The organism is Bradyrhizobium sp. 157 (assembly GCF_023073815.1).
Lineage (GTDB): Bacteria > Pseudomonadota > Alphaproteobacteria > Rhizobiales > Xanthobacteraceae > Bradyrhizobium.
In genome coordinates, this window is sequence record NZ_JADPKF010000073.1 from 254,479 (window position 1) to 274,787 (window position 20,309).

Consider the following 20,309-nt stretch of genomic DNA (forward strand, 5'->3'; position numbering starts at 1 on the left):
TTCGGCACCCCCGCTCGCGCCTGCAACTTGGAGTGTGAGGCGCGTACGCACTAGTATCAGAAAATGTCGAAAAGGCTTTTGAAACAGAGCCTTGGTACTGCAACCCGGCGCACCAGGATTAGCGGCTTGGTAACGGCCGGCTGGTAGGAACGGAGAGGCCATCATCAAGGGGCCGCCAGCCGGAAGGTATCCCCATGCATTCGAAGCGCGAGGCCCTTTCGGGCACGCTCACCGTCAAAACCACCCTCGCCGTCATCGTCGGGGTGCTCGCGGTGCTGGTCCTGATCTCCTGCGCCATTACCGGCGCAGATGCCTGGCGCAGCTACATGGCCGCCGTCCGCGTTGCCGAGGTGAATGCAAACGCCGATCACCTGCTCAAAGGATTGGAGAACATTCAGCTTGAACGTGGTCAGACCAATACGGCCCTGCAGGCGCCTGCCCCGGCAAATGCTCAGACCGGCGAAGTGATCCAGAAGCGCCGTTCGCAAGGCGATGCCGCGCTGGCCCCGGCGCTCCGGCAGATTGCCGCCACCGCGACGCCTGACGGCAAGAAGCTGATTGCCGAAATCGAGCAGGCCTATGAACGTGTCAAGCAGTTCCGCCGCAGCGCCGATTCCGCCCTTCAGTCTGCGAAGGAGCAGCGCGATGCCGAATTGCTGAAGTCCTGGTACCCCACTGTTTCGGACTTCCTGACCCGGATTCAATCGCTCTGGACCATAGCCTCGCGCGAGATCAGCAGGGAAGACGCCATTGTCGGCGAGCTTACGATGATCAAGCAGAGCGCGTTTCTGATGCGCGAATATGCCGGCCGCGAGCGCGCCGTTCATGCCGGCAACATCTCGGCCGGCCGCGCGCTATCGGCTGAGCAGCAGCGCGACATCGCCAACTGGCGCGGGCAGGTGCAGTCGAACTGGCAGACGATACGCGATCTAACCGCCGGTGCGGCGTCGCCGCTTGTCTCTGCCGTTGCCGCGGCCGAGCAAAACTTCCTCGGCAATTTCAGGGTCCAAACCGATACGGTCTACAAGGCATGCATCGCGGGCGCCGGCTATCCGATGACGGTCCAGCAATGGTATGACGCGTCGAACCCTGCGCTGGAATCCATCGTCCGGATCAAGGATGCCGCGGTCGAAGTCACCAACCTCCACGCGGCCGCCAAGGCTGCGGCGGCAAGAACTCAACTCATCCTCGTTGCCCTCGTCACGCTGCTCGGTATCGTTGTCGGCATGGGGTCGATCTGGGTGCTGTCCCGGCGCGTGATCCGCCCCTTGACCGCCATGACGGCCGCCATGCAGCGCCTTGCCGGCGGCGATCTGGCGATCGACGTTCCTGCGCTGGCGCGGGCTGATGAAGTTGGCGAGATGGCGCGATCGGTCGCGGTGTTCCGCGACAATGCCGTCAGGGCGAACGCACTGGCTGCCGAACAGCGAGCGGAACAACAGAAGAAAGAGCAACGTCAACAGGTGATGGAGACGTTGACTTCAGGTTTCGACCAGAGCGCCACCCGCGTGCTCGATGCCGTCGCGACATCGATCGTCGAAATGCGCGCCACCGCCGAAAGGATGGCAGCGGTCGCAACCGAAAATACCAACAAGACCTCGGCCGTGGCGTCGGGCGCGCAGGAAACGTCGAGCAACGTGCAGACGGTGGCTACCGCCACGGAGGAACTGTCCGCTTCCGTCACCGAGATCAGCCGGCAGGTCAGCCAGTCTGCGGCGATCGCGGCAAAGGCCGTGCAGGAAGCGCAGGGAACCAACGCCGAGATTCAGGGCCTCGCAGCGATGGCGCAGCGGATCGGCGACATCGTCAAGCTGATCAACAACATCGCCTCGCAGACCAATCTGCTCGCGCTCAATGCCACCATCGAAGCGGCCCGTGCCGGCGACAGCGGCAGGGGTTTTGCCGTCGTCGCGGCCGAGGTGAAGAGCCTGGCCGAGCAAACTTCGAAGGCCACCGAGGAGATCGCCTCCCAGATTGCCGCGATCCAGGGAGCCACGCAGAAATCCGTCGTCTCGATCGAGGCGATCGGCAAGACCATCGGCGAAATCAGCGAGATCGCAACAACCATCGCCTCTGCCATCGAGCAACAGGGCGCGGCGACCCAGGAGATCGCGCGCAATGTGCAACAGGCCGCGGCCGGCACCCAGGAAGTGTCCGCCAATGTCGGCGGCGTCACCGAGGGCGCGGTAGCAACCGGCGCGGCGGCAAGCCAGGTCGAGGCCGCCGCCGGCAACCTGTCGCGGCAGTCGCAGCAATTGCGCGAGCAGGTCGACGCGTTTCTTGGCCAGGTGCGCGCGGCATAGCCTGGCTAGTTGGGTCGAGCGCTGCCTTCGTACATGAAAGTCATCGCCTTGGGTCCAGGCATATAGCCGGTGTCCACCCGATCGATCCTGAAGCCCGCAGCTTCGATCATCGTGCTGATGGGTCGGTTGAGGTGACAGCCGCCACTGATGCATTTCCAGGCCGGCGTCAGCCAGTCCTGCCATCGCCTCACATTCCTGTCCGGCGCCATGCCGTGCTCCACGAACAAAAGCTTGCCGCCAGGGCGAAGCACGCGACGCATTTCGGTGAGCGCCATGGCGGCATCCGGAATGCTGCACAAGGTCCAGGTCGTCACAACGGTATCAACGCTGCGGTCATCGAGCGGAATGGCCTCCGCCGAAGCTTCGATGAAGTTGACCGGCGTACCCGGATGTAGAGCGTCGCGGGCCATTGCGATGAGTTTCGGGGCCGGCTCCAGCGCCAAGAGCTCCCTCACCGGCGGCCGATAGAACGGCAAGTTCCGGCCCGAACCGATCCCGATCTCAAGCACGCGACCTTCGGCCGCGCCGATCACCCGCTCGCGATACGGCCGAAGCTGCTTGTTTCGCATCGCGAGATCGCAAACCCTCGGCAAGATGACATCGTTGTAGAAGCCCATTGCTCATTTCCTTCGGGCGCAACCTGTCACTTTTCGAGCCGAGCGGCAATGACGGTAACAAGTCCACTGCGGCCTCGCCGCGTTGCCTGTTATATCAGCGACATCACGCGCGCCGCGAGCGCTGGCTCACGAAGCGCCGCCTGCGGTTTGAGTAGCTGTGAGACTTCCGCGGTCAGCCGGTGCACCTCGGGATCCTCAGCGGCGAGCCTGGTCAAGGCTGCACCGTATTGCAGGCGCTGGGCGAGGTCGGCGGGGCGAACGCCACGCGTGGCCGGGTAGACGAAATCGGTGACGGCAACGGCCCACGGAGTCGCGATGGTGTCCTGGATGGCGGCAAAGAAGTCGCGCGCCAGGCGCTCAATCGGAACACCTTCCGCCAGCAAGCGGTCCAGGATCACGGCTTCCTGTGCTGCCACGCTCATGCCCTGGCCGAACACCGGATTGAAGCGGCAGATGGCATCGCCTATCGCGAGCAGCCCTGCCGGGAAGGATTCAAGGCGCTCGAAATGCCGCCGCGTGCTGCAAGGCAGCTGATAGCGGACGATATCAGTCAGCGGTCGGGCGTCCCTGATCGCGTCATAGATTGTCGGAGTGCGCATGCTCTTGACGAAATCCATGAATGCCGCGCGGTCGCCCGGAGGCGCATCGCCGTGATTACCTCCGATGGAAAGCAACCATTGCTGTTTCTCGATCGGAAACAAGAACGCTCCGCGGCTGCTGGTGGGTGCGGACGGCAGGACGATATTGCCCAGCCAGTCGGCATTGTGATCGAGCCGCTCTACAATGGTGCTCGCATACGCCTGATCAATGCCGATCTCGGTTTCTTCGGGCTTCTGCAAAGAAAGCTCTTCGAGCAGTTGCAGCGTCAGGCCGCAGCGGCCGGAGGCTTCAACAACCAGGTCGGCTTCCACCGTGACAGCAGGACCATCCTCGCTTTCATAGCGGACCGCCTCGACCCGCATCGTATCGTGCGATGCGATAAGCTTGGTCACGCGGGAGCGCATGCAAATGCCGATGTTCAGGGTTTCGAGAACGCGTCCTCGAGTAACGGCTTCGAGCAGTGGACGCGACATGCTGAAAATGTCGAAGCCGAGATCGCGGATCGGAAAAGGATCAAACCCGGGGCGCTCCCACCGGATATCCTTGCCGGTGCGGATCTTCACGGCGCCGGCTTCCGCCAGATCATTCTCAAATCCCGGAAACAAGGTCTGCAGGGCCTTCAGCCCGCCCGCGAGCAGCATATGGGCATGTTGGGCCTGCGGCGTTCCGCTTCGCGGCGCGGGCTCGGCGGGAAGCACGTCCCGCTCGATGATCGTGACTTTCCGGAAATGCCTGGAGATAGCCTGAGCGGCCGTAAGGCCGGCCATGCCGGCGCCAATAACTACGGCATGACTTCTTGCAAGATCTGACATCTGTTCCTCCTGGGACGGAGTATGTCAAATGGGATCTAAAACGGATCGACGGACACATACGCCCCGCGCAAGTCGCTTCGGGCAAACCAAGCTTATCTGATCTTTTCTTGGGCGACGGTGAAAGGCGTCACAAATTGGGGTGGGAACCTACCTCCAGGAGATCACCTCAACCCGGTTGCAAACAGCGCCTAGATTACACTGGCTCTCGCTGGTCCGGGCTCCGCTTTCGTCACAGACACCTTTCCAAGCCCCGCCCCCTTCACCAGCGCGTAGATCGCCGGGATCGCGATCAGCGCCAGCAATGTCGAGGAGATCATGCCGCCGATCATCGGTACCGCGAGACACGAGGTTAGTTTTCCGCCGTCGCAATTCGATCAACCCCTTCCTGTGATTGTGTCACCGGGGCCTAACTCCTATCTTGCCCATATGGCCGACGCTTGTTGCATACCGCCGCCCCTGAATCTCGACCAGAATCGCGGTGATCCGACTTACCGCCGCGTTCTTTGCGCGGTTCTTGGCATCAATGCCGTCATGTTTCTCGCCGAGATCGGCGCAGGTCTTGCGGCTGGATCGGCCTCGCTCCAGGCCGATGCGCTAGATTTCCTCGGTGATGCAGCGAACTATGCCATCAGCCTTTTCGTTGTGGGTATGGCGCTTCGCTATCGCGCGTCCGCAGCGCTTGCCAAAGGCGTCACCATGGGAGCCTTCGGCTTGTGGGTGATCGGTATGGTAATTTGGCACGCTATGCATGGCACGCTGCCAAGTGCCTTCGCCATGGGTGCGGTCGGCGTCGCGGCCCTTGCGGCGAACATCGTGTCGTTCGGACTTTTATGGGCCTATCGCAACGGCGATGCCAACATGCGCTCGGCTTGGATTTGTACACGGAATGACGTGCTCGGCAATCTCGCAGTGCTGCTTGCTGCGCTCGGCGTGTTTGGCACCGGGACCGGCTGGCCGGATGTGATTGTCGCCGCTTCGATGGCCGGCCTTGCGCTTCAAGGCGCATTCTTGGTGGTGCGCCAGTCGACCACCGAATTGAGAGCTCGCTTGGTCTAGTTTGACTGGCCTCCTTTCCGGTTCTGCTCGTCTTGCTCCCACCCGGTAGAGCCGGCGAACGCGGGTCAGTTGGGCCGGGCGCGGCCCTCGTACATGAAGGTCATCGGCTTCAGCCCGGGCATATAGCCGGTCTCGATTCGATCAATTCCGAATCCCGCCCCTTCGATCAGCGGCTGGATCGGCCGGTTTAGATGGCAGCCGCCGCTGATGGATTTCCATGCCGGTGTCAGCCGGTCCTGCCACCATCGAACGCCCTGGTCCGGCGCCAGCCCGTGCTCCACGAAGAGCAACCTGCCGCCGCGTCGAAGCACACGGCGCATTTCGCCGAGCGCGGTGTCGGCTTGCGGAATAGTGCAAAGGCTCCAGGTCGTCACGACGGTATCGACCGTGCCGTCGTCGAGCGGAATCCCTTCAGCGGAAGCCTCAAGGAACGTCACGGGTATCGCATGATGCGGAACGCCACGCGCCATGGCCACAAGTTTTGGAGACGGCTCGAGCGCCAATATCTGTTTCGCAGATGGTCCATAGAACGGCAGATTGCGGCCTGAGCCCGCTCCGATCTCAAGCACACGCCCCTCGGTCGCGCCTATCACGCGCTCGCGATAAGGCACGAGGCGTTTGTTGCGCATCGCAAGATCGCAGAGCCTTGGCAGAATGACGTCATTATAGAAGGCCATCAATTTATGCCCGCGTTCGCCGAGATCTTGTGCGCGGAACGTAGGACCTACGAAACCCCATTACCTCTGTTGATCGCTCTTCCCATCCTGCACGCATCATCAAGTCGTGCATTGCGTTCCGGCATGCATTTCGCCGACCACGGATCGAGCATATACGCGCAAGTGTCAATTCTCATATGCTATTGCACCAGTGCGCCTATCGACCTTCAGTCGTTGGACGAGCGAATTGTCGACGGTAACGATGTCGGCAGTGATTGTGCCATCCCCAGCGTTAATGTCTCCGACCTTCAGTCGCTTGTTGTGGAGGTGCTCGAGCTGCGATGCAAGATAGCTGCGCACGTCGTCGACCGATAGATTCATCACTGGCGTGACGCGCGATCCGAACAAGGCGCTCGTCCCGCTGCGCATCATACCGGAGCCCATCATTTCAGTACCCATCATCCCGCCGTGCATCATGCCGGATCGCATCATCGGGCACATCATGTCCGAACCCATGCTCCCTTGTGTCATTCCTCGACCCTTCGGCTGCTCGCCCATGCCCTGCATCATGCCTGGCCCCATCTGGCCGTGCATACTTTGCGCAGTTGACGGCTCGACCATAACCGCCGAAGCGCTCGCGACAACAACTGACGCCAAAAGAAGAGTTCTGGTGCTCATGTCACTTCTCCTCATCTTTGCCCCACTCGGGCTCCCCGAGATCGATTTTGATCAAATCTCATTTGACCTCCCCACGCACCCGATCGAGCGCGCGGTGGAAAGCGACGTACTTGCCTTGCTTGTTGACTGCGATCACTAAAAGCTTCATGCGCCTATTTCTTCATTGTGTGGTCGGGCGTTTGCTTCATCGAACCCATGTTTCCGGGCCCCATGGCGCCGACTTTTTTGATCGATACCGTCACAGCGATGCTGCCCGCCCTTTCGAACTGCACCGTCATCTCGGCATGCCTGGAAGCGTAATCCCGGCAATCACCGGTCGCTCGGACAAGAGCTTGCGCACCACCTCCACCGGCACACGACCGTCGACGGCATCACTGTAGAATGCCATCATTCGTACGCGATTAGTACGCGCTTCGCCGGGGTCTCGGCATATCGAGGCCGCCGGCTGCCAATACCAGGCCTCTCAGCATCGCGCTTCGATCGCCTTACTGATCTCTTCCGGTGCGGCAAAGATCACGTCTGCCCGGTCACCCATCATTCCCGCGGGCACAAGCGCTGGTGCACCGCTTTGCGGACCATCTTTTCCGGAATCGGTTTTCAGGCGCAGATTGCGCTCCCAAAAGGCGCGGGTCTTGCCATCGGCCGTGGTCACCCGATAGGTGTCGCGACAGTAGGTGATCGTCTTCACCTGCATGTTCGACTCCAGGCTTTTCAAATTGGGAACGCGGCCGCCGCCCATCATTCCACCCATCATCCCGCCCATGCCTCCCATTTGCCCTTGAGCGCTCATTTGCGGCGCGGCTCCCGGTTTGGTTGCTTCCTTCAGAAAGGCGAGCAGGTTTGCACGGCGCTGCTGATCCTTGATGCCGTCAAACGGCATGTCATTGTCCGGCACCATGCGATCGGGATCGGTCAACCAGGCGTCCAGCGAACGATCGTCCCAGATGAGGCCGGAGGATTTGAGGGCATCGGAATAGCGTTCGAAGCTCGGCAACGATCCGGCCTTCCGTCCCCACATACCCGCAAGGCTCGGCCCGGTCATGTTTTGGTCCGGCTCAAGCGAATGGCATGGCGCGCACATGCCGAAATCCCGCTGGCCCCGCGCGGCGTCGCCGTGCTGGGCCAACGACGGAGATGACAGTGCAATCGTCGAAAGCCCAATGACAATGAGTTTGTTCATTGCCGACCGTCCTTGCTCCCGGTGCGAAGATACTTGATCAGTGCCGCGGCCGCCAGGATCAAGACGATCACGACCAATAACCAGACGAACCCCATGCCCCACATCATTCCAGGCATCATATTGTCCATCATTCGCTCACCTCAGATATCGCGAGGAGCAATCACCTGTTGGAGGTTACTTGCACGCCGCTCGCTTCATGCACATGAGCATCATGAACGCGCACGGCAGAGACGCCATGATGCGAAATATCTCGGCGCCTGTCAGCCAACTCCAGTTCCAGGCGACACTCAAGGAAACCACCGCTGCAAAGACAAGATACAGCACCATCCGATAGCGGGCGAAATAATCGCCCAAAGTGGTGCTCAGTGAGGTCCCGCCCATCGGTGTGCCGTCGTGCTGGAATAAGGTCATTGGAATGCTCTCTTTCCGCGGCGAAACGCGGAGGATTGCGGAAGGTAAATGATCATCCGCAACCTCTTGTGCTTCAGGTCGTGTCAATGGGCGTCGGCCGCTACCCTCGCGCGGCGGTACTGCGCCCGCGCAACATCAACGGCCCTTCGGACCGCCCTGATAACGGAATGCCGATCCGCCGCTGTTGGTGGTTGCGGGCTCAAAACGCGACTTTGCTCGATCGTAGGCAAACGCAGAATATGCGTCGGTTCGCGCGCTAGCCCTGAACGGCGTGCTCTGCATGGCCTCACTTGGCCAGTAGCTCTTATCGGTAATGGTCGAGCCTGCCTGTGCAGTCGCGGAGACCGCCACGAGCGGCAGGAAGATCGCGAGAAGGTGTTTGGTTGACATGTTCCGGCTCCATGATTGTGGAAGCGCCGTGATGTGCGCTTCCAACCATGAGTTCGGGGCCAACTGTCAGCCGGTTACAGGCTCACGCTGACGTGAAAACACCGCTACATCATTCACCAACGCAACAGTCGTGGTCCCAATGCTGCGCCCGCTAGCGTACACAGCACAATCGTTCCGCCGTACCAGACGGCAATGAACGGCAGCGAATCGTCGGTGCAATGGAGCGCGTAAGCCATGGCGCTGACGCCTCCCGCGATGAGGCCTGCGAACGCGCCGGCTCGCGAAAGATTGGTGGGAGCACCTTTTCGCACGGCCCAAATTGAAACGGCAAAGGGAACGATCGCAATGACCGGAATGGAGAGAAGGCATTCCAGCCATTCATCGCCGACGATCATCCGCTCCCAATGCGACTGGGGTGCGGATCCAAGGCTGATAGCGGCAAGAACCAGAACGACGAGAAACGGCACAGCGACTAGGAGGGGCGAGATTTTTCGTTCTCCGCCGGGACGCGCCAGCCTCGTCAAGTAAACCAGAGAGAGACCGACGACCCCAATCGCGAACGTCAGCTTGATCGTGAGATAGATCAGCGCGTGACCTGTCGTCAGGTCGGGGCGGAAGCCTAGGCTGGTAAAAGCTATGCCGAGGGCCGCGATCGCCGCCGCGGCAATTGCGACACACAGCGTTCGGACAACCGCCTTGCTGTCGACAGGCTCAAGGTTCGTGCTCAGAAGCGCAACCAGATCATCCGTCTTCATCTTCGCGTTTCCCGGGCAATCAACGCAGCGAGTGTTTTGAGCCCGCGATGAATATTTACCTTTACGCCCGACTCCGAGAGACCACATCGCCTCGCGGCTTCAGCTACGCTCAGCCCATCGAGTTTCACGGCTCCGATCGCGCATTGCATGCCTTCCGGCAGCCGCTCCATCAGCCGCCTAATATCATACGTGCTTTCGGTGTCGGCATTGTCATCGTGTGCCATGACCTCATCGGCCTCGTCGATCGGCACCTCGGCGAGCGACGCGCGACTCCGGCGCAGAAAATCGATTAGTTTGTAGCGCGCGATGGCGTGTACCCAAGGCGTGAGTGGTTCCCGCGGATCATAGGTATGCCGCTTGAGGTGGATCGCCAATATGGCTTCCTGGACCAAATCTTCCGCCTCCGCCATTCCCCTGCCGACCGCAACGAGCTTGGCCTTGTAATAGGCACGCAGGCGGCGGCTCAGCCGATCGAGCAGCGAGCGGCGCGACGCTGCGTTACCGGCCAGGCTCGCAAGCATGAGAGCCTTGAGTTCGATTTCGAGGGTCGCCATGCCTGCTATCTCGTTAGTTCGACGATCCGGCGGATTTGGTTACAGTCTCAGCATCGAGCCGAAAAAATCCGGGGCCGGGAGTTCCTTGTCCACTTTGTTCATTCAGCAAGCTCGGGAACTTTTCGGGGTGCGACAGGGGAAGCGATCGACTGCGGAGGCTTGGCGGAATCGCCCGTATCCTTCAGCCCAAATCCCTTCACGAGTCCGAAGATCGCCGGGATCACGATCAGCGTCAGCAGCGTGGACGAGATCATGCCGCCAATCATCGGCACTGCGATACGCTGCATGATCTCCGAGCCGGTGCCGCTGCTCCACATGATCGGCAGCAGCCCGGCCATGATGGCTACCACCGTCATCATTTTCGGCCGCACGCGCTCCACGGCGCCTTCCATGATGGCGTCGTAGAGATCGCGCTTCGTCAGCGGCCGGTTTTCAGCGTCGCGGCGGGTCCTGATTTCGGCGAGCGCCTGGTTCAGGTAGATCAGCATTACAACGCCGGTCTCCGCGGCAACGCCGGCGAGCGCGATGAAGCCGACCGCGACCGCCACCGAAAGGTTGAAGCCGAGCCACCACATCAGCCAGAATCCGCCGACCAGCGCAAATGGCAAGGACAGCATCACGATCAGCGTCTCGGTGATCGATCGGAAGTTGAGATACAACAGCAGGAAGATGATGAGCAGCGTTGCGGGAACGACGATTTTGAGCCTTGCGGTGGCGCGCTCGAGGTACTCGTACTGGCCGCTCCACATCACATAGTAGCCCGGAGGAAACTGGATGCTGGCTTGCACGGCGCGCTGCGCCTCGGCCACGTAGCCGCCGAGATCGCGGTCGCGGATGTCGACGTAGATATAGGTCGCCAACTGGCCATTCTCGGTGCGGATCGATGACGGTCCCCTCTCCGGCGCGACCTTTGCGACTTCGCCAAGCGGGACGGCGCCGCCGGCCGGCATCGGCACCAGCACGTCGCTTGCAATCGCCTTCGGATTGTCGCGCAGATCCCGCGGGTAGCGCATGTTGACGGAGAAGCGCTGGCGACCCTCGACCGTCGTCGTGACCGTCTGCCCGCCAAGCGCCGTTGCAATCGTGTCCTGGACGTCCTGGACCATGATGCCGTAGCGCGCCATCGCTTCGCGGTCCGGCGTGATCTCCAAATAGTAGCCGCCGATGCCACGCTCGGCGTAGGCGGACGAGGTGCCGGGCACCGCTTTCAGGACCTGCTCGATCTGCTTGGCAAGTTTGTCGATCTCGACCAGATCGGTGCCGATCACCTTGACGCCGATCGGGGTGCGGATGCCGGTCGACAGCATGTCGATGCGGGCTTTGATCGGCATGGTCCAGGCGTTGGAGACGCCAGGAAACTGCAAGGCCTTGTCCATTTCCGCGATCAGGCTGTCGATCGTTACGCCCGCCCGCCACTCCTGCTTCGGCTTGAGATTGACGACGGTCTCGTACATTTCCGATGGCGCCGGATCGGTTGCGGTCGCCGCGCGGCCTGCCTTGCCAAAAACGGATTCGACTTCCGGAAATGACCGGATGATCCGGTCCTGGGTCTGCATCAGTTCGGCGGACTTGGTGATCGAGATGCCCGGCAATGTCGTCGGCATGTAGAGCAGCGTGCCCTCGTTCAGGTTGGGCATGAACTCGGTGCCGAGCTGGCGCGCCGGCCAGACGCTCACGGCCAGAATCGCGAGTGCGAGCAGGACGACCAGTGTTTTGGCGCGCAAGACACCCTTGATGACGGGACGGTAGATCCAGATCAGGAAGCGATTGATCGGGTTCTTGTGCTCAGGAACAATTCTGCCGCGGATGAAGATCACCATCAGCGCCGGCACCAGCGTCACCGAAAGCAGCGCGGCGGCGGCCATGGCGAATGTTTTGGTGAACGCCAGCGGGCTGAACAGCCGCCCCTCCTGCTGCTCCAGCGTGAAGATCGGCATGAACGACACGGTGATGATCAAGAGGCTGAAGAACAGCGCCGGACCGACCTGCGCGGCCGCCTCGATCAGGATGGCCACCCGGGACTTTCCGGGCTCCGCTCGTTCGAGGTGCTTGTGGGCATTCTCGATCATGACGATTGCTGCATCCACCATGGCGCCGATCGCGATCGCAATGCCGCCAAGGCTCATGATGTTGGAGCCGAGCCCCAACAGCTTCATGGCGCCGAACGCCATCAATATGCCGACCGGCAGCATCAGAATCGCAACCAGCGCACTGCGGACGTGCAGCAGGAACACGATGCAGACCAGCGCAACGACGACACTTTCCTCGAACAGCGTGTGCTTGAGCGTGTCGATGGCCGCGTAGATCAGGTTCGAGCGGTCGTAAACCGGCACGATCTCGACCGATTTCGGCAGGCTACTGGCGATCTCCTGGAAACGCTTCTTGACGTTCTGGATCACATCGAGCGCGTTGACGCCGAAGCGCTGCAGCACGATGCCGCTTGCGACCTCGCCCTCCCCGTTCAGTTCGGTGATGCCGCGCCGCTCGTCGGGGCCGAGCTCCACCCGGGCCACGTCGCGAACGAGCACCGGCGTGCCATTGCTCACCTTCAGCACGACGTTGCCGAGGTCGTTGATGCTCTTCAGGTAGCCCTTGCCACGGATGACGTATTCGAATTCGGACAGTTCGACAGTGCGGCCGCCGACATCGGCATTGCTGGCGCGGATCGCCTCGCGCATCTTCTGCATGGTGATGCCGCGATCGCGCATGCGCTGCGGATCGAGGATCACATTGTACTGCTTGACGAAGCCGCCGACGCTTGCCACTTCGGCGACACCTTCAGCCTTGGCGAGCGCGAACTTCAGATTCCAGTCCTGGATCGTGCGCGTGTCGGAAAGGTTCAGCTCCTTCGACACGATAGCATATTGGTAAACCCAGCCGACGCCGGTCGCATCCGGGCCGATGGTCGGCGTCACGCCGGCGGGAATGCGTGAGGTCGCGGCGTTCAGGAACTCGAGCACCCGCGAGCGCGCCCAATAAATGTCCGTGCCGTCTTCGAAGATGACATAGACGAACGACACGCCGAAGAACGAGAAGCCGCGAACGACTTTCGACTTCGGTACCGTTAGCATCGCGGTCGTAAGGGGATAGGTGACCTGGTCCTCAATGACCTGCGGCGCCTGACCGGGGTACTCCGTGTAAACGATGACTTGCGTGTCAGAGAGGTCGGGGATGGCGTCCAGCGGCAGATGGACGAGCGCATAGAGGCCGGCCGCGGCAGCGAAGCCGGTGCCGAACAGCACCAGTAGCAGGTTACGCGCCGACCAGGCGATCAAGCGGGCTATCATTGCTGAGCTCCCTCGGCTAAGCCCTTGAGAGCCGCCTTCAGGTTACTCTCCGCGTCGATCAGAAAATTGGCCGCAACCACAACCGGCTCGCCGTCTTTCAGCCCGCTGCGGATTTCGACCAGTCCGTCTCCCCGACGGCCGATCTTGACGTCGCGGGGCTCGAATCGTCCCTCGCCCTTGTCGACCAGAACGACCTGGCGCGCTCCCGTATCGAGCACCGAGCTGTCGGGAACGGCCAAAACAGGCTCCGCGCCGCCAATCTCGACGTCCGCGTCCACATACATGTCCGGCAGCAATGCGAGATCGGGATTTGCGAGTTCGATCCGAACGCGGGCTGTCCGTGTCTCGCGGTTGACCTGGGGATAGATGACCGAGATCTTTCCGGAGAAGTCCCGCCCCGGGAAGCTGCGCGCGCGCACGGTTACGCTTTGTCCGACCGCAAGCGAGCCGAGATCGCGTTCGGCTATGTCAATTATCGCCCAGACCACCGAAGTATCCGCGACGCGGAAGAGCACGTCGCCCGGTTGAGCTCGCATACCCTCGACGGCGTTGCGTTCCAGCACGATGCCGTCCCGTGGGGCCGACCAGGCGACAGTTACCGGGACGACCTTCGTTCTCTCGACCTCGCTGATTATCGCTTCGGGCACGTCAAGGTTCATCAACCGCTGCCGTGAACCGCGTCCGTAGGACGGTTCGCCCGCCGTAGTCTTGGACGTCAATGTCGTCACATACTCTGCGGCCGCACTGGAAACTGCCGGACTGTAGACCTGCATCAGCGGCTGCCCCTTCTTGACAAAGGTGCCAGTTGTGACGTCGGCAACTGATTGCAGGTAGGTTTCCGCGCGCATCGCGATAACTGAGACTCGACGCTCGTCGAGTTGGATCGTGCCTGGCGCCCGCACGACCGTCCGGATCGGGCGGGTGGCGGCCGGCTGCGATTTGACGCCGGTGCGCTGTATCTTTCCGGGCGAGACCTTGACCGATCCGTCGTCGCTGTCCTCGCCCTCATAGACGGGGATGTAATCCATCCCCATCGAATCCTTCTTGGGCGTCGGCGAAACGTCCGGCAGGCCCATCGGATTGCGGTAATACTTGACCTTTCGGTCGGCCGGCGGAGCCGCCGCGCTTTCCTGCGGCGGATCGTCAAAACTGATGTCGGCGCCTGGCGGGACGGCACGGTAGTCGCGGCCATCAGGCGCCTTTTTCGGCGTCAGCGAATAGAACGGCTTGCCGTCGGGGTCCTGATAGTAGATTGCAGCAGAAGCCGGTTCGGCCCGCGCCACGATGTGGGCGTGCTTGGTCTCTCCACCCGACATGATGAATGGACGCGCGACAATTCCGGCCACCGCCGCCGCCCCAATTGCGGCAGTTACGATGGCGATCACGACTGACCATTTCATTTGTCGGCCTGAATAATGAGTTTGTTTTCGACCGTCCCGGTTTCACCCTGCACCTTGGCGCCGAGCGACAATTGCCAGCGGCCGGCCATGCTGAAATTTGCCTTGAACCGGTAGGTGCCGGGCTCCGATGCCGGCAGCGGGGTGAGTTTGGTCACCATCTCCTGCATGCCGTCGGGCGCCATATCGAGCCGCGTGGCGAAGATGACTGCGTCCGGTATGGCTTTGCCGGTCGTCTTATCGATGAGCTTCACGGCGATGGTCTGGTCGGGGCCGGTCTTCACGGCCGGCTCGACGAGCTTGAACTCGTAGTTCTTGATATCGGCGAGTGCGACGGTCTCGGCGCATGTCAGGGCAGCGCCGGTCAGCGCAACCCGCAGGCCGCGCGAAAACTGAATAGCCTTCATCATGGTGTCCTCGATTTACTGGTCAGCCGCCATGGCGGCATGGCGCGGACGCCACAAGGCGCCGCGGGACTCCGGCGTTACGCCGAAAGGACCAGGGATCGGGGAGGTTTTGGCAGAGGTGAGTACCCGAGGCTTTCCACTTCCGGATCGCTGCCGGGCAGCAGCGTGCGAAGGGTCACGGGCTGGATTTCGGCAATGCCGGCCGGCAGCGGCGCCTGCAACGTGGATACGCAAAGCGCCATCAACGGGCACTGGTCGCAATCGACCGGCGCGGATTTCTCCGGGCAACACGGCATGTCGTCCGACATGGCGGTTGCATCATGGGACATCGCCGCCATGGCCATTGGTGCCATGGCGCCCGTATTCGCCCGCGCCGTGAGCGGGGCGAGAACGAGGCCGACGATCACAAAAGTCGCCAGCAGCCGGCAAAGGTGAATCGAGTATTTCACGGGTCCAGTCTCGCACAGCCGGGCCCCTGATGGGAAGCGGAGTTCCATCACGAAACCGCGGGTTTGCTTAACATATGCCGGCGGACGAAGACCGCATTGCGATGAATCAACCCCCGCGACCCCGAATTCATTCTAGCGGGCAGCCCAGAACATTTTTCAACGCTGCGACTTGAGCTAGCGACCGCCCCGGCGGTGGTCTTTCCTCAGGAAGGAGCCCAGCCATGTACGCCCGCGAAATGATTGGCACCCACCCGGCCGTCCAGGGCCAGATCAGCGACGCCGTGATCCGTTGCATCGAGGAGTGCTACTCCTGCGCCCAGACCTGCACCTCCTGCGCCGACGCCTGCTTGTCGGAGCGCATGGTACAGGAGCTGACCCAGTGCATCCGGCTTGACCTGGATTGCGCCGATATCTGCAACATCACCGGTCGCATCATGACCCGCAGGACGGGTTTCGATGACGAGGTGATGCGCCGCATGCTCAGCGTCTGCGCCGCCGCCTGCCGGCTTTGCGCGGAGGAATGCCAGAGGCACGCAGCCATGCACGAACATTGCCGCATCTGTGCGGAAAGCTGCCGCCGCTGCATGGAAGCTTGCCAGGAGGTCTCACGCGGCATGGCGCATTAGCACGGCGAGTGCGGGTCCAGATCAGGCCTCGCGCCGGAACACGCTGAACTGAAAAGCCTGCCGGGAATCCCACGGCGTCGCGTGCTCGTGCCGCTGCGCGTGGATCAGCTTGAACGCGGCGCCGAGCGTCCGTCCGAGACTCTCGCTATCGTAGCGCGCGACCGGCAGGCCGCTGCACTTTTCAGGGCCGTCGGGCGCGAAGGTGGCGATGATGGCCTGCCCTCCGATTTTCAGGCTCCGCTGGAGGCGCGCAATGTAGGCGGCGCGATCGCCTGGGTCGGTGAGAAAGTGAAACGCCGCCCGATCGTGCCAGATGTCGTAGGCCTTGACCGGCTCCCAGGTCGTCGCGTCGGCGACGACCCAGCTAACCCGCTCGGCGCTGGTGCCAAAGCGGCTCTCGAGGCGGCTCTTGGCAGCGGCCAACGCCGCGGCGGACAGATCGAGCACGGTGATATCCTCAAATCCCTGCTCGACGAGACTGTCGACCAGCCGCGAGGCCCCACCGCCGATGTCGATGATGGCCGACTTGCTCGTAGCCCCTGCCTGCACGATCAAGTCGAGCGAAGGAGCCGGGCTTTGCTGAAACCAGCTAACCTCGTTCTCAGCCTTTGTCGTGTAGACGTTTTCCCAATGGGCCTGCCGGCCGGCATCTCCCATAGGACTCTCCCCTCGCTTTATGTGACGCTGAACATGTGGTCATCCCTCTCGTCCTCGACAACGAGCGACCATGCCGTCGGCGCTCGCACCCGCAGCCCTGCTTCGCAAGGAAGGGGCACCGGGCCAAAGATAATGCATAACCTGTACGGCATGCGTTCAGCGGTAGCTTACTGACGTCGAATTGCATCGTTTGCGGCGCGGAAGATCGCCCACGCCGTTCTGCATTCCCGCTTGACTAACACATATCCCGGCGGTTATGTATCATCAATAACCAGCGAGTTATCGATTTCGAATGCCCAACGCTCATGATGTGCTGTTCAGAACACTCGCCGACCCGAGCCGTCGGGCGATCTTCGAGCGGCTGTGCCGCGAAGGAGAGCAGACGGTCGGGGCGCTGACGGCCCGGGCCGGGATCTCGCAACCGGCCGTCTCGAAGCATCTTGGCGTTCTGAAACAGGCGGGGCTGGTGCGCGACCGCCACGAAGGCCGCCAGACGCATTATAGCGCGCAGCTCGGCGCTCTCGCCCCGCTGATCGACTGGGCGAGCCAGATGCATGGCTTCTGGCAGAACCGGTTCGACAACCTCGAAGACCTGCTCAAACGGATGGACCAATGACAAATACCGCCGCCGAAACTCGCACCGTCGTCGTCGAACGCGAAATGTCGCATCCGCCGGAAAAGCTCTGGCGCGCGCTCACGCAACCCCACTTGATGGAGGAGTGGCTGATGAAGAACGACTTCAAGCCGGCCGTGGGTCATCGCTTCAATCTTCGCGGCGAATGGGGCGGCGTGCTGGACTGCGAGGTCCTCGCCATCGAGCCAAACAAGACGCTGTCCTACACCTGGAATTTCAAGCACGACGATGCGGCCTTCAATCTAGAAAGTGTGGTCACTTTCACGCTGACGCCAACGCCCACAGGCACCCTCCTGCGCATGGAGCAGACCGGTTTCCGGCCGGATCAGAAGCAGGCCTATGGCGGCGCCCACGCTGGATGGCAGCAATTCTTCGCCAAGCTGGAAGAGCTCGTGGCGCGGACGGATTGAAACGCCGCGTTACGCTCCGGCTCGTCTGCAAAAGTCTGCAAAAGGAGGTCTCATTGAACTGGAACATGTGGATTCGGCAGATTCACCGCTGGCTGTCGATTGCCTTCATGGTGACCGTCGTCGCCAATTTCATTGCCATGGGACTGGGGGAGCCTTCCCCGCTGGTGGTATACTCCCCATTGCCGCCGCTCTTTTTACTGATGTTCACCGGCCTGTACATGTTCGTGCTGCCCTACGCCGCCAAATGGCGCAGTGGCTGACGTACCGGCGACAGGAGCTAACACAATGGCGCAAACGACGTCGAGAAGGCCGGCGAAGATCGCAAAGAAGGCCGCCGCCAAGCAGGCTACCGCAAAGCCCGTCCTGCTCTCAGGCGGCAATCCTCAGATCGCAAAGGGAGACGGCGACGCTCCCGTGCAGGCCTATATCGCGGCCATGCCGGGTTGGAAACGAGACGTTGGGCGCCTCCTCGACGCGCTCATCGTGCGCACCGTCCCCGGCGTGCACAAGGCGGTCAAATGGAATACGCCCTTTTATGGCGTCGAGGATCAGGGCGGCTGGTTCCTCGCCTTTCACTGCTTCACGAAGTACATCAAAGTGACCTTCTTCCGCGGAACATCACTGCGCCCTCTTCCACCCGGCGAATCCAAGCACAAGGAAGTGCGCTATCTCGACATCCATGAGGACGACCTTGATGAAGCCCAACTCGCCGCTTGGATAAGGCAAGCCAGCCAATTGCCCGGCGAACGATTGTAAGCGAATGACAACAGCCATGAAGAAAGCAACAGTGAAGAAGAGCGGCGCGAGCGAAAGAAAAGGCGGAAGCTCTCCTTCTCAGCACATCGATGCGCGAATCAAGGAATTGGGCGATTGGCGCGGCGAGATGCTCGCGCGCATCCGAAGCATCATCAAGCAGGCCGACCCCGAAGTGATCGAGGAGTGGAAGTGGCGGGGTGTTCCGGTGTGGGAGCACGACGGCATCATCTGTACCGGAGAGACCTACAAGGCGGTCGTGAAGATGACCTTCGCCAAGGGCGCCTCGCTGGAGGACCCGTCAGGCCTCTTCAACTCCAGCTTGGAGGGCAACACCAGGCGCGCCATCGATTTTCACGAGGGCGACAAGATCGACGAAAAGGCGTTGAAGGCGCTCATTCGCGAGGCCGTGGCGCTGAACAGCTCGAAACGAGCAGCCGCTCGTTCCGCCGGTGCTCGGAAATCAAAGAGCGCTTGAGCAGACGAAGGCGGCTCGCTTCTACCGGGAAAGAAGCTGCAGTTCCAGCAATGCGAGCCGTTGCAGGACAACCGGGTCACGCTCTCCGCTGTGAGCGGCGCGCAGGATCGCTTCCGCGATCACTTGAACGTAGTGGGAATGGACGGGCTCCGGGAGCGTCGCGACGGCGGCGTCAAGCGCCTGCTCCATCACCGAGATGACCTCGGGCGGGAACGACGCGTTTGCAAAATCCTTCATGGCCCGCGGCTAAAAGAAAGCGGTCGCCGATGCGCCATGTAAACGGCACTGCATCGGCAGCCGCTCGAGTTCATGTGTCTATCCCTGACACAGATTGCATAATTTTCCCGAGCTTGAATCGTTCCAATGACGCGAACAAAATCGCTGCGTCCGATCGACCCAAGCGGCTGGACCAGCGGCTGGACCGCCGCCACCGCACGATCGGACGCTTCAGGCGGCCGGATCCTGGTGCAGGTAACGGTCGTCAAACTGCGCCAATTCCGCGAGCCTTGTTTCGTCGAGCACGCGCACTTGCCCCCGGCTGACGTCGACGATCCCGTCCTCGCGCAGTTGCCTGATGATGCGGTTCGCATGCACCGGCGTGATGCCCAGCGCCTCGCCAATCTGCTCCTGGGTAAGCGGGAATTCGAACGTGGCAGGCTCCGTGCCTCCCCTGATTGCGAGGAGACGCTCGCGAAGTTCGAGCGCGATATGGACAAGCCGGGCCGGCGCCGGCCGCTGCCCAACATTGACGATCCACTCCCGAAATATCGCGGCATCGATCAAGGTGTCGCGCCAGAGCGCATCCGCAACGTTCGGTCTCGCATGCGTCAGGGTGAGCAGCGAAGCATGGCTGATGAACCCCAGCGTCGAGGGTACCAGCGTGGAGAGATCGTGATCCATCCTGTGCAGGTGCAAGCTCTGAAGGTCAGGAATCTCGCCGGGGATGTGAATCGAGAGAATCTGCCGCTGGCCGGCCTCCGTCGTTTTGGAGCGGATACAGAAGCCTTCGATGATCAGGCAGCATTCCGACGGACGTTCGCCGTCGGATACGATGGCTCTTCCGCCTTCCCAGTGGCGAACGGCAATCGGAAGCGAACGGATCGCGGCAATATCAGCCGGATCGAGTTTCGAGACGGTATCGAGCCGCCGCAACAAGCTTGCCAACACCGAATCCCGATCCACGCGCCTGTCCCGTTCGA

27 protein-coding genes and 1 pseudogene are annotated in these 20,309 nt (G+C 61.6%); 8 read left to right on the forward strand and 20 right to left on the reverse strand.

What is annotated here, in order from left to right; translation table 11 throughout:
• Positions 1-194: 194 nt before the first annotated feature.
• The gene (locus IVA95_RS17070; RefSeq protein ID WP_247511519.1) at positions 195-2,303 is read left to right on the forward strand and encodes a HAMP domain-containing methyl-accepting chemotaxis protein; all 2,109 of its coding nucleotides are present in this window, start codon (positions 195-197) and stop codon (positions 2,301-2,303) included.
• A 5-nt stretch (positions 2,304-2,308) separates the two neighbouring features.
• Here the strand turns inward: IVA95_RS17070 and IVA95_RS17075 are convergent, their stop codons facing one another.
• The 3 genes from IVA95_RS17075 to IVA95_RS38800 all read right to left on the reverse strand — a co-directional run bounded on the left by IVA95_RS17075 (position 2,309) and on the right by IVA95_RS38800 (position 4,649).
• Entirely contained in the window at positions 2,309-2,920 is a 612-nt protein-coding gene (locus IVA95_RS17075; RefSeq protein WP_247511520.1) for a class I SAM-dependent methyltransferase, read from the reverse strand.
• Positions 2,921-3,009: 89 nt separating this feature from the next.
• Positions 3,010-4,083, reverse strand: a complete 1,074-nt coding sequence (locus IVA95_RS17080; RefSeq protein ID WP_346658018.1) for an FAD-dependent monooxygenase — start codon at positions 4,081-4,083, stop codon at positions 3,010-3,012.
• Between the two features lie 437 nt (positions 4,084-4,520).
• Positions 4,521-4,649 (reverse strand): hypothetical protein, encoded by a 129-nt coding sequence (locus IVA95_RS38800; RefSeq protein ID WP_256470215.1) that lies wholly within the window; start codon positions 4,647-4,649, stop codon positions 4,521-4,523.
• 109 nt (positions 4,650-4,758) lie between these two features.
• Here IVA95_RS38800 and IVA95_RS17085 point away from each other — a divergent pair, with 109 nt between their 5' ends.
• Positions 4,759-5,388 carry a cation transporter gene (locus tag IVA95_RS17085; RefSeq protein WP_256470226.1) on the forward strand — a complete coding sequence of 210 codons (630 nt, stop codon included), beginning with the start codon at positions 4,759-4,761 and terminating at the stop codon, positions 5,386-5,388.
• A 65-nt stretch (positions 5,389-5,453) separates the two neighbouring features.
• Here IVA95_RS17085 and IVA95_RS17090 read toward each other — a convergent pair whose 3' ends face one another.
• The 14 genes and pseudogenes from IVA95_RS17090 to IVA95_RS17145 form a co-directional block, all read right to left on the reverse strand.
• Entirely contained in the window at positions 5,454-6,065 is a 612-nt protein-coding gene (locus IVA95_RS17090; RefSeq protein WP_247511522.1) for a class I SAM-dependent methyltransferase, read from the reverse strand.
• A gap of 165 nt (positions 6,066-6,230) precedes the next feature.
• Complete coding sequence (locus IVA95_RS17095) at positions 6,231-6,722, reverse strand: hypothetical protein (RefSeq protein ID WP_247511523.1); 492 nt, start codon at positions 6,720-6,722, stop codon at positions 6,231-6,233.
• Positions 6,723-6,874: 152 nt separating this feature from the next.
• Positions 6,875-7,000 (reverse strand): hypothetical protein, encoded by a 126-nt coding sequence (locus tag IVA95_RS38805; RefSeq protein WP_256470216.1) that lies wholly within the window; start codon positions 6,998-7,000, stop codon positions 6,875-6,877.
• 2 nt (positions 7,001-7,002) lie between these two features.
• Positions 7,003-7,089 (reverse strand): annotated as a pseudogene (locus IVA95_RS17100) (DUF411 domain-containing protein); the annotation flags it as partial.
• Between the two features lie 96 nt (positions 7,090-7,185).
• Positions 7,186-7,764: a cytochrome c family protein gene (locus tag IVA95_RS17105; protein WP_247511524.1), complete on the reverse strand. Its 579-nt coding sequence runs from the start codon at positions 7,762-7,764 to the stop codon at positions 7,186-7,188.
• A 134-nt stretch (positions 7,765-7,898) separates the two neighbouring features.
• The gene (locus IVA95_RS38810; RefSeq protein WP_256470230.1) at positions 7,899-8,030 is read right to left on the reverse strand and encodes a hypothetical protein; all 132 of its coding nucleotides are present in this window, start codon (positions 8,028-8,030) and stop codon (positions 7,899-7,901) included.
• Between the two features lie 46 nt (positions 8,031-8,076).
• Positions 8,077-8,313, reverse strand: a complete 237-nt coding sequence (locus IVA95_RS17110) for a hypothetical protein (RefSeq protein WP_247511525.1) — start codon at positions 8,311-8,313, stop codon at positions 8,077-8,079.
• Between the two features lie 135 nt (positions 8,314-8,448).
• Positions 8,449-8,703 (reverse strand): hypothetical protein, encoded by a 255-nt coding sequence (locus tag IVA95_RS17115; protein WP_247511526.1) that lies wholly within the window; start codon positions 8,701-8,703, stop codon positions 8,449-8,451.
• Between the two features lie 113 nt (positions 8,704-8,816).
• Positions 8,817-9,458, reverse strand: a complete 642-nt coding sequence (locus IVA95_RS17120) for a DUF1109 domain-containing protein (protein ID WP_247511527.1) — start codon at positions 9,456-9,458, stop codon at positions 8,817-8,819.
• Complete coding sequence (locus IVA95_RS17125) at positions 9,455-10,012, reverse strand: sigma-70 family RNA polymerase sigma factor (protein WP_247511528.1); 558 nt, start codon at positions 10,010-10,012, stop codon at positions 9,455-9,457. Before IVA95_RS17125 ends, IVA95_RS17120 begins: the two co-directional genes overlap by 4 nt.
• Positions 10,013-10,110: 98 nt before the next feature.
• Positions 10,111-13,299 (reverse strand): efflux RND transporter permease subunit, encoded by a 3,189-nt coding sequence (locus IVA95_RS17130; RefSeq protein WP_247511529.1) that lies wholly within the window; start codon positions 13,297-13,299, stop codon positions 10,111-10,113.
• Entirely contained in the window at positions 13,296-14,699 is a 1,404-nt protein-coding gene (locus IVA95_RS17135) for an efflux RND transporter periplasmic adaptor subunit (RefSeq protein WP_247511530.1), read from the reverse strand. The genes IVA95_RS17130 and IVA95_RS17135 overlap by 4 nt, the downstream gene beginning before the upstream one ends.
• Positions 14,696-15,103: a FixH family protein gene (locus IVA95_RS17140; RefSeq protein ID WP_247511732.1), complete on the reverse strand. Its 408-nt coding sequence runs from the start codon at positions 15,101-15,103 to the stop codon at positions 14,696-14,698. The genes IVA95_RS17135 and IVA95_RS17140 overlap by 4 nt, the downstream gene beginning before the upstream one ends.
• Before the next feature lie 77 nt (positions 15,104-15,180).
• Positions 15,181-15,552: a hypothetical protein gene (locus IVA95_RS17145; protein ID WP_247511531.1), complete on the reverse strand. Its 372-nt coding sequence runs from the start codon at positions 15,550-15,552 to the stop codon at positions 15,181-15,183.
• A 221-nt stretch (positions 15,553-15,773) separates the two neighbouring features.
• On the opposite strand from IVA95_RS17145, the gene IVA95_RS17150 reads away from it, so the two are divergent.
• Positions 15,774-16,178: a four-helix bundle copper-binding protein gene (locus IVA95_RS17150; protein WP_247511532.1), complete on the forward strand. Its 405-nt coding sequence runs from the start codon at positions 15,774-15,776 to the stop codon at positions 16,176-16,178.
• Between the two features lie 21 nt (positions 16,179-16,199).
• Here IVA95_RS17150 and IVA95_RS17155 read toward each other — a convergent pair whose 3' ends face one another.
• Positions 16,200-16,835, reverse strand: a complete 636-nt coding sequence (locus IVA95_RS17155) for a class I SAM-dependent methyltransferase (protein WP_247511533.1) — start codon at positions 16,833-16,835, stop codon at positions 16,200-16,202.
• Positions 16,836-17,127: 292 nt separating this feature from the next.
• Between IVA95_RS17155 and IVA95_RS17160 the strand changes: the two genes are divergently transcribed.
• From IVA95_RS17160 to IVA95_RS17180, 5 genes are read left to right on the forward strand one after another with little or no spacing between them, the layout of a single operon-like run.
• The gene (locus IVA95_RS17160; protein ID WP_213247700.1) at positions 17,128-17,451 is read left to right on the forward strand and encodes a metalloregulator ArsR/SmtB family transcription factor; all 324 of its coding nucleotides are present in this window, start codon (positions 17,128-17,130) and stop codon (positions 17,449-17,451) included.
• Positions 17,448-17,879: an SRPBCC domain-containing protein gene (locus IVA95_RS17165; RefSeq protein WP_247511534.1), complete on the forward strand. Its 432-nt coding sequence runs from the start codon at positions 17,448-17,450 to the stop codon at positions 17,877-17,879. Before IVA95_RS17160 ends, IVA95_RS17165 begins: the two co-directional genes overlap by 4 nt.
• Before the next feature lie 53 nt (positions 17,880-17,932).
• Complete coding sequence (locus tag IVA95_RS17170; RefSeq protein WP_247511535.1) at positions 17,933-18,139, forward strand: hypothetical protein; 207 nt, start codon at positions 17,933-17,935, stop codon at positions 18,137-18,139.
• 25 nt (positions 18,140-18,164) lie between these two features.
• Positions 18,165-18,635: a DUF1801 domain-containing protein gene (locus tag IVA95_RS17175; protein ID WP_247511536.1), complete on the forward strand. Its 471-nt coding sequence runs from the start codon at positions 18,165-18,167 to the stop codon at positions 18,633-18,635.
• 16 nt (positions 18,636-18,651) lie between these two features.
• Entirely contained in the window at positions 18,652-19,110 is a 459-nt protein-coding gene (locus IVA95_RS17180) for a DUF1801 domain-containing protein (RefSeq protein ID WP_247511537.1), read from the forward strand.
• A gap of 21 nt (positions 19,111-19,131) precedes the next feature.
• Here IVA95_RS17180 and IVA95_RS17185 read toward each other — a convergent pair whose 3' ends face one another.
• Both IVA95_RS17185 and IVA95_RS17190 read right to left on the reverse strand, forming a co-directional pair.
• The gene (locus tag IVA95_RS17185) at positions 19,132-19,347 is read right to left on the reverse strand and encodes a hypothetical protein (RefSeq protein ID WP_247511538.1); all 216 of its coding nucleotides are present in this window, start codon (positions 19,345-19,347) and stop codon (positions 19,132-19,134) included.
• A 210-nt stretch (positions 19,348-19,557) separates the two neighbouring features.
• Positions 19,558-20,292 (reverse strand): Crp/Fnr family transcriptional regulator, encoded by a 735-nt coding sequence (locus IVA95_RS17190; protein ID WP_247511539.1) that lies wholly within the window; start codon positions 20,290-20,292, stop codon positions 19,558-19,560.
• Positions 20,293-20,309: the final 17 nt, after the last annotated feature.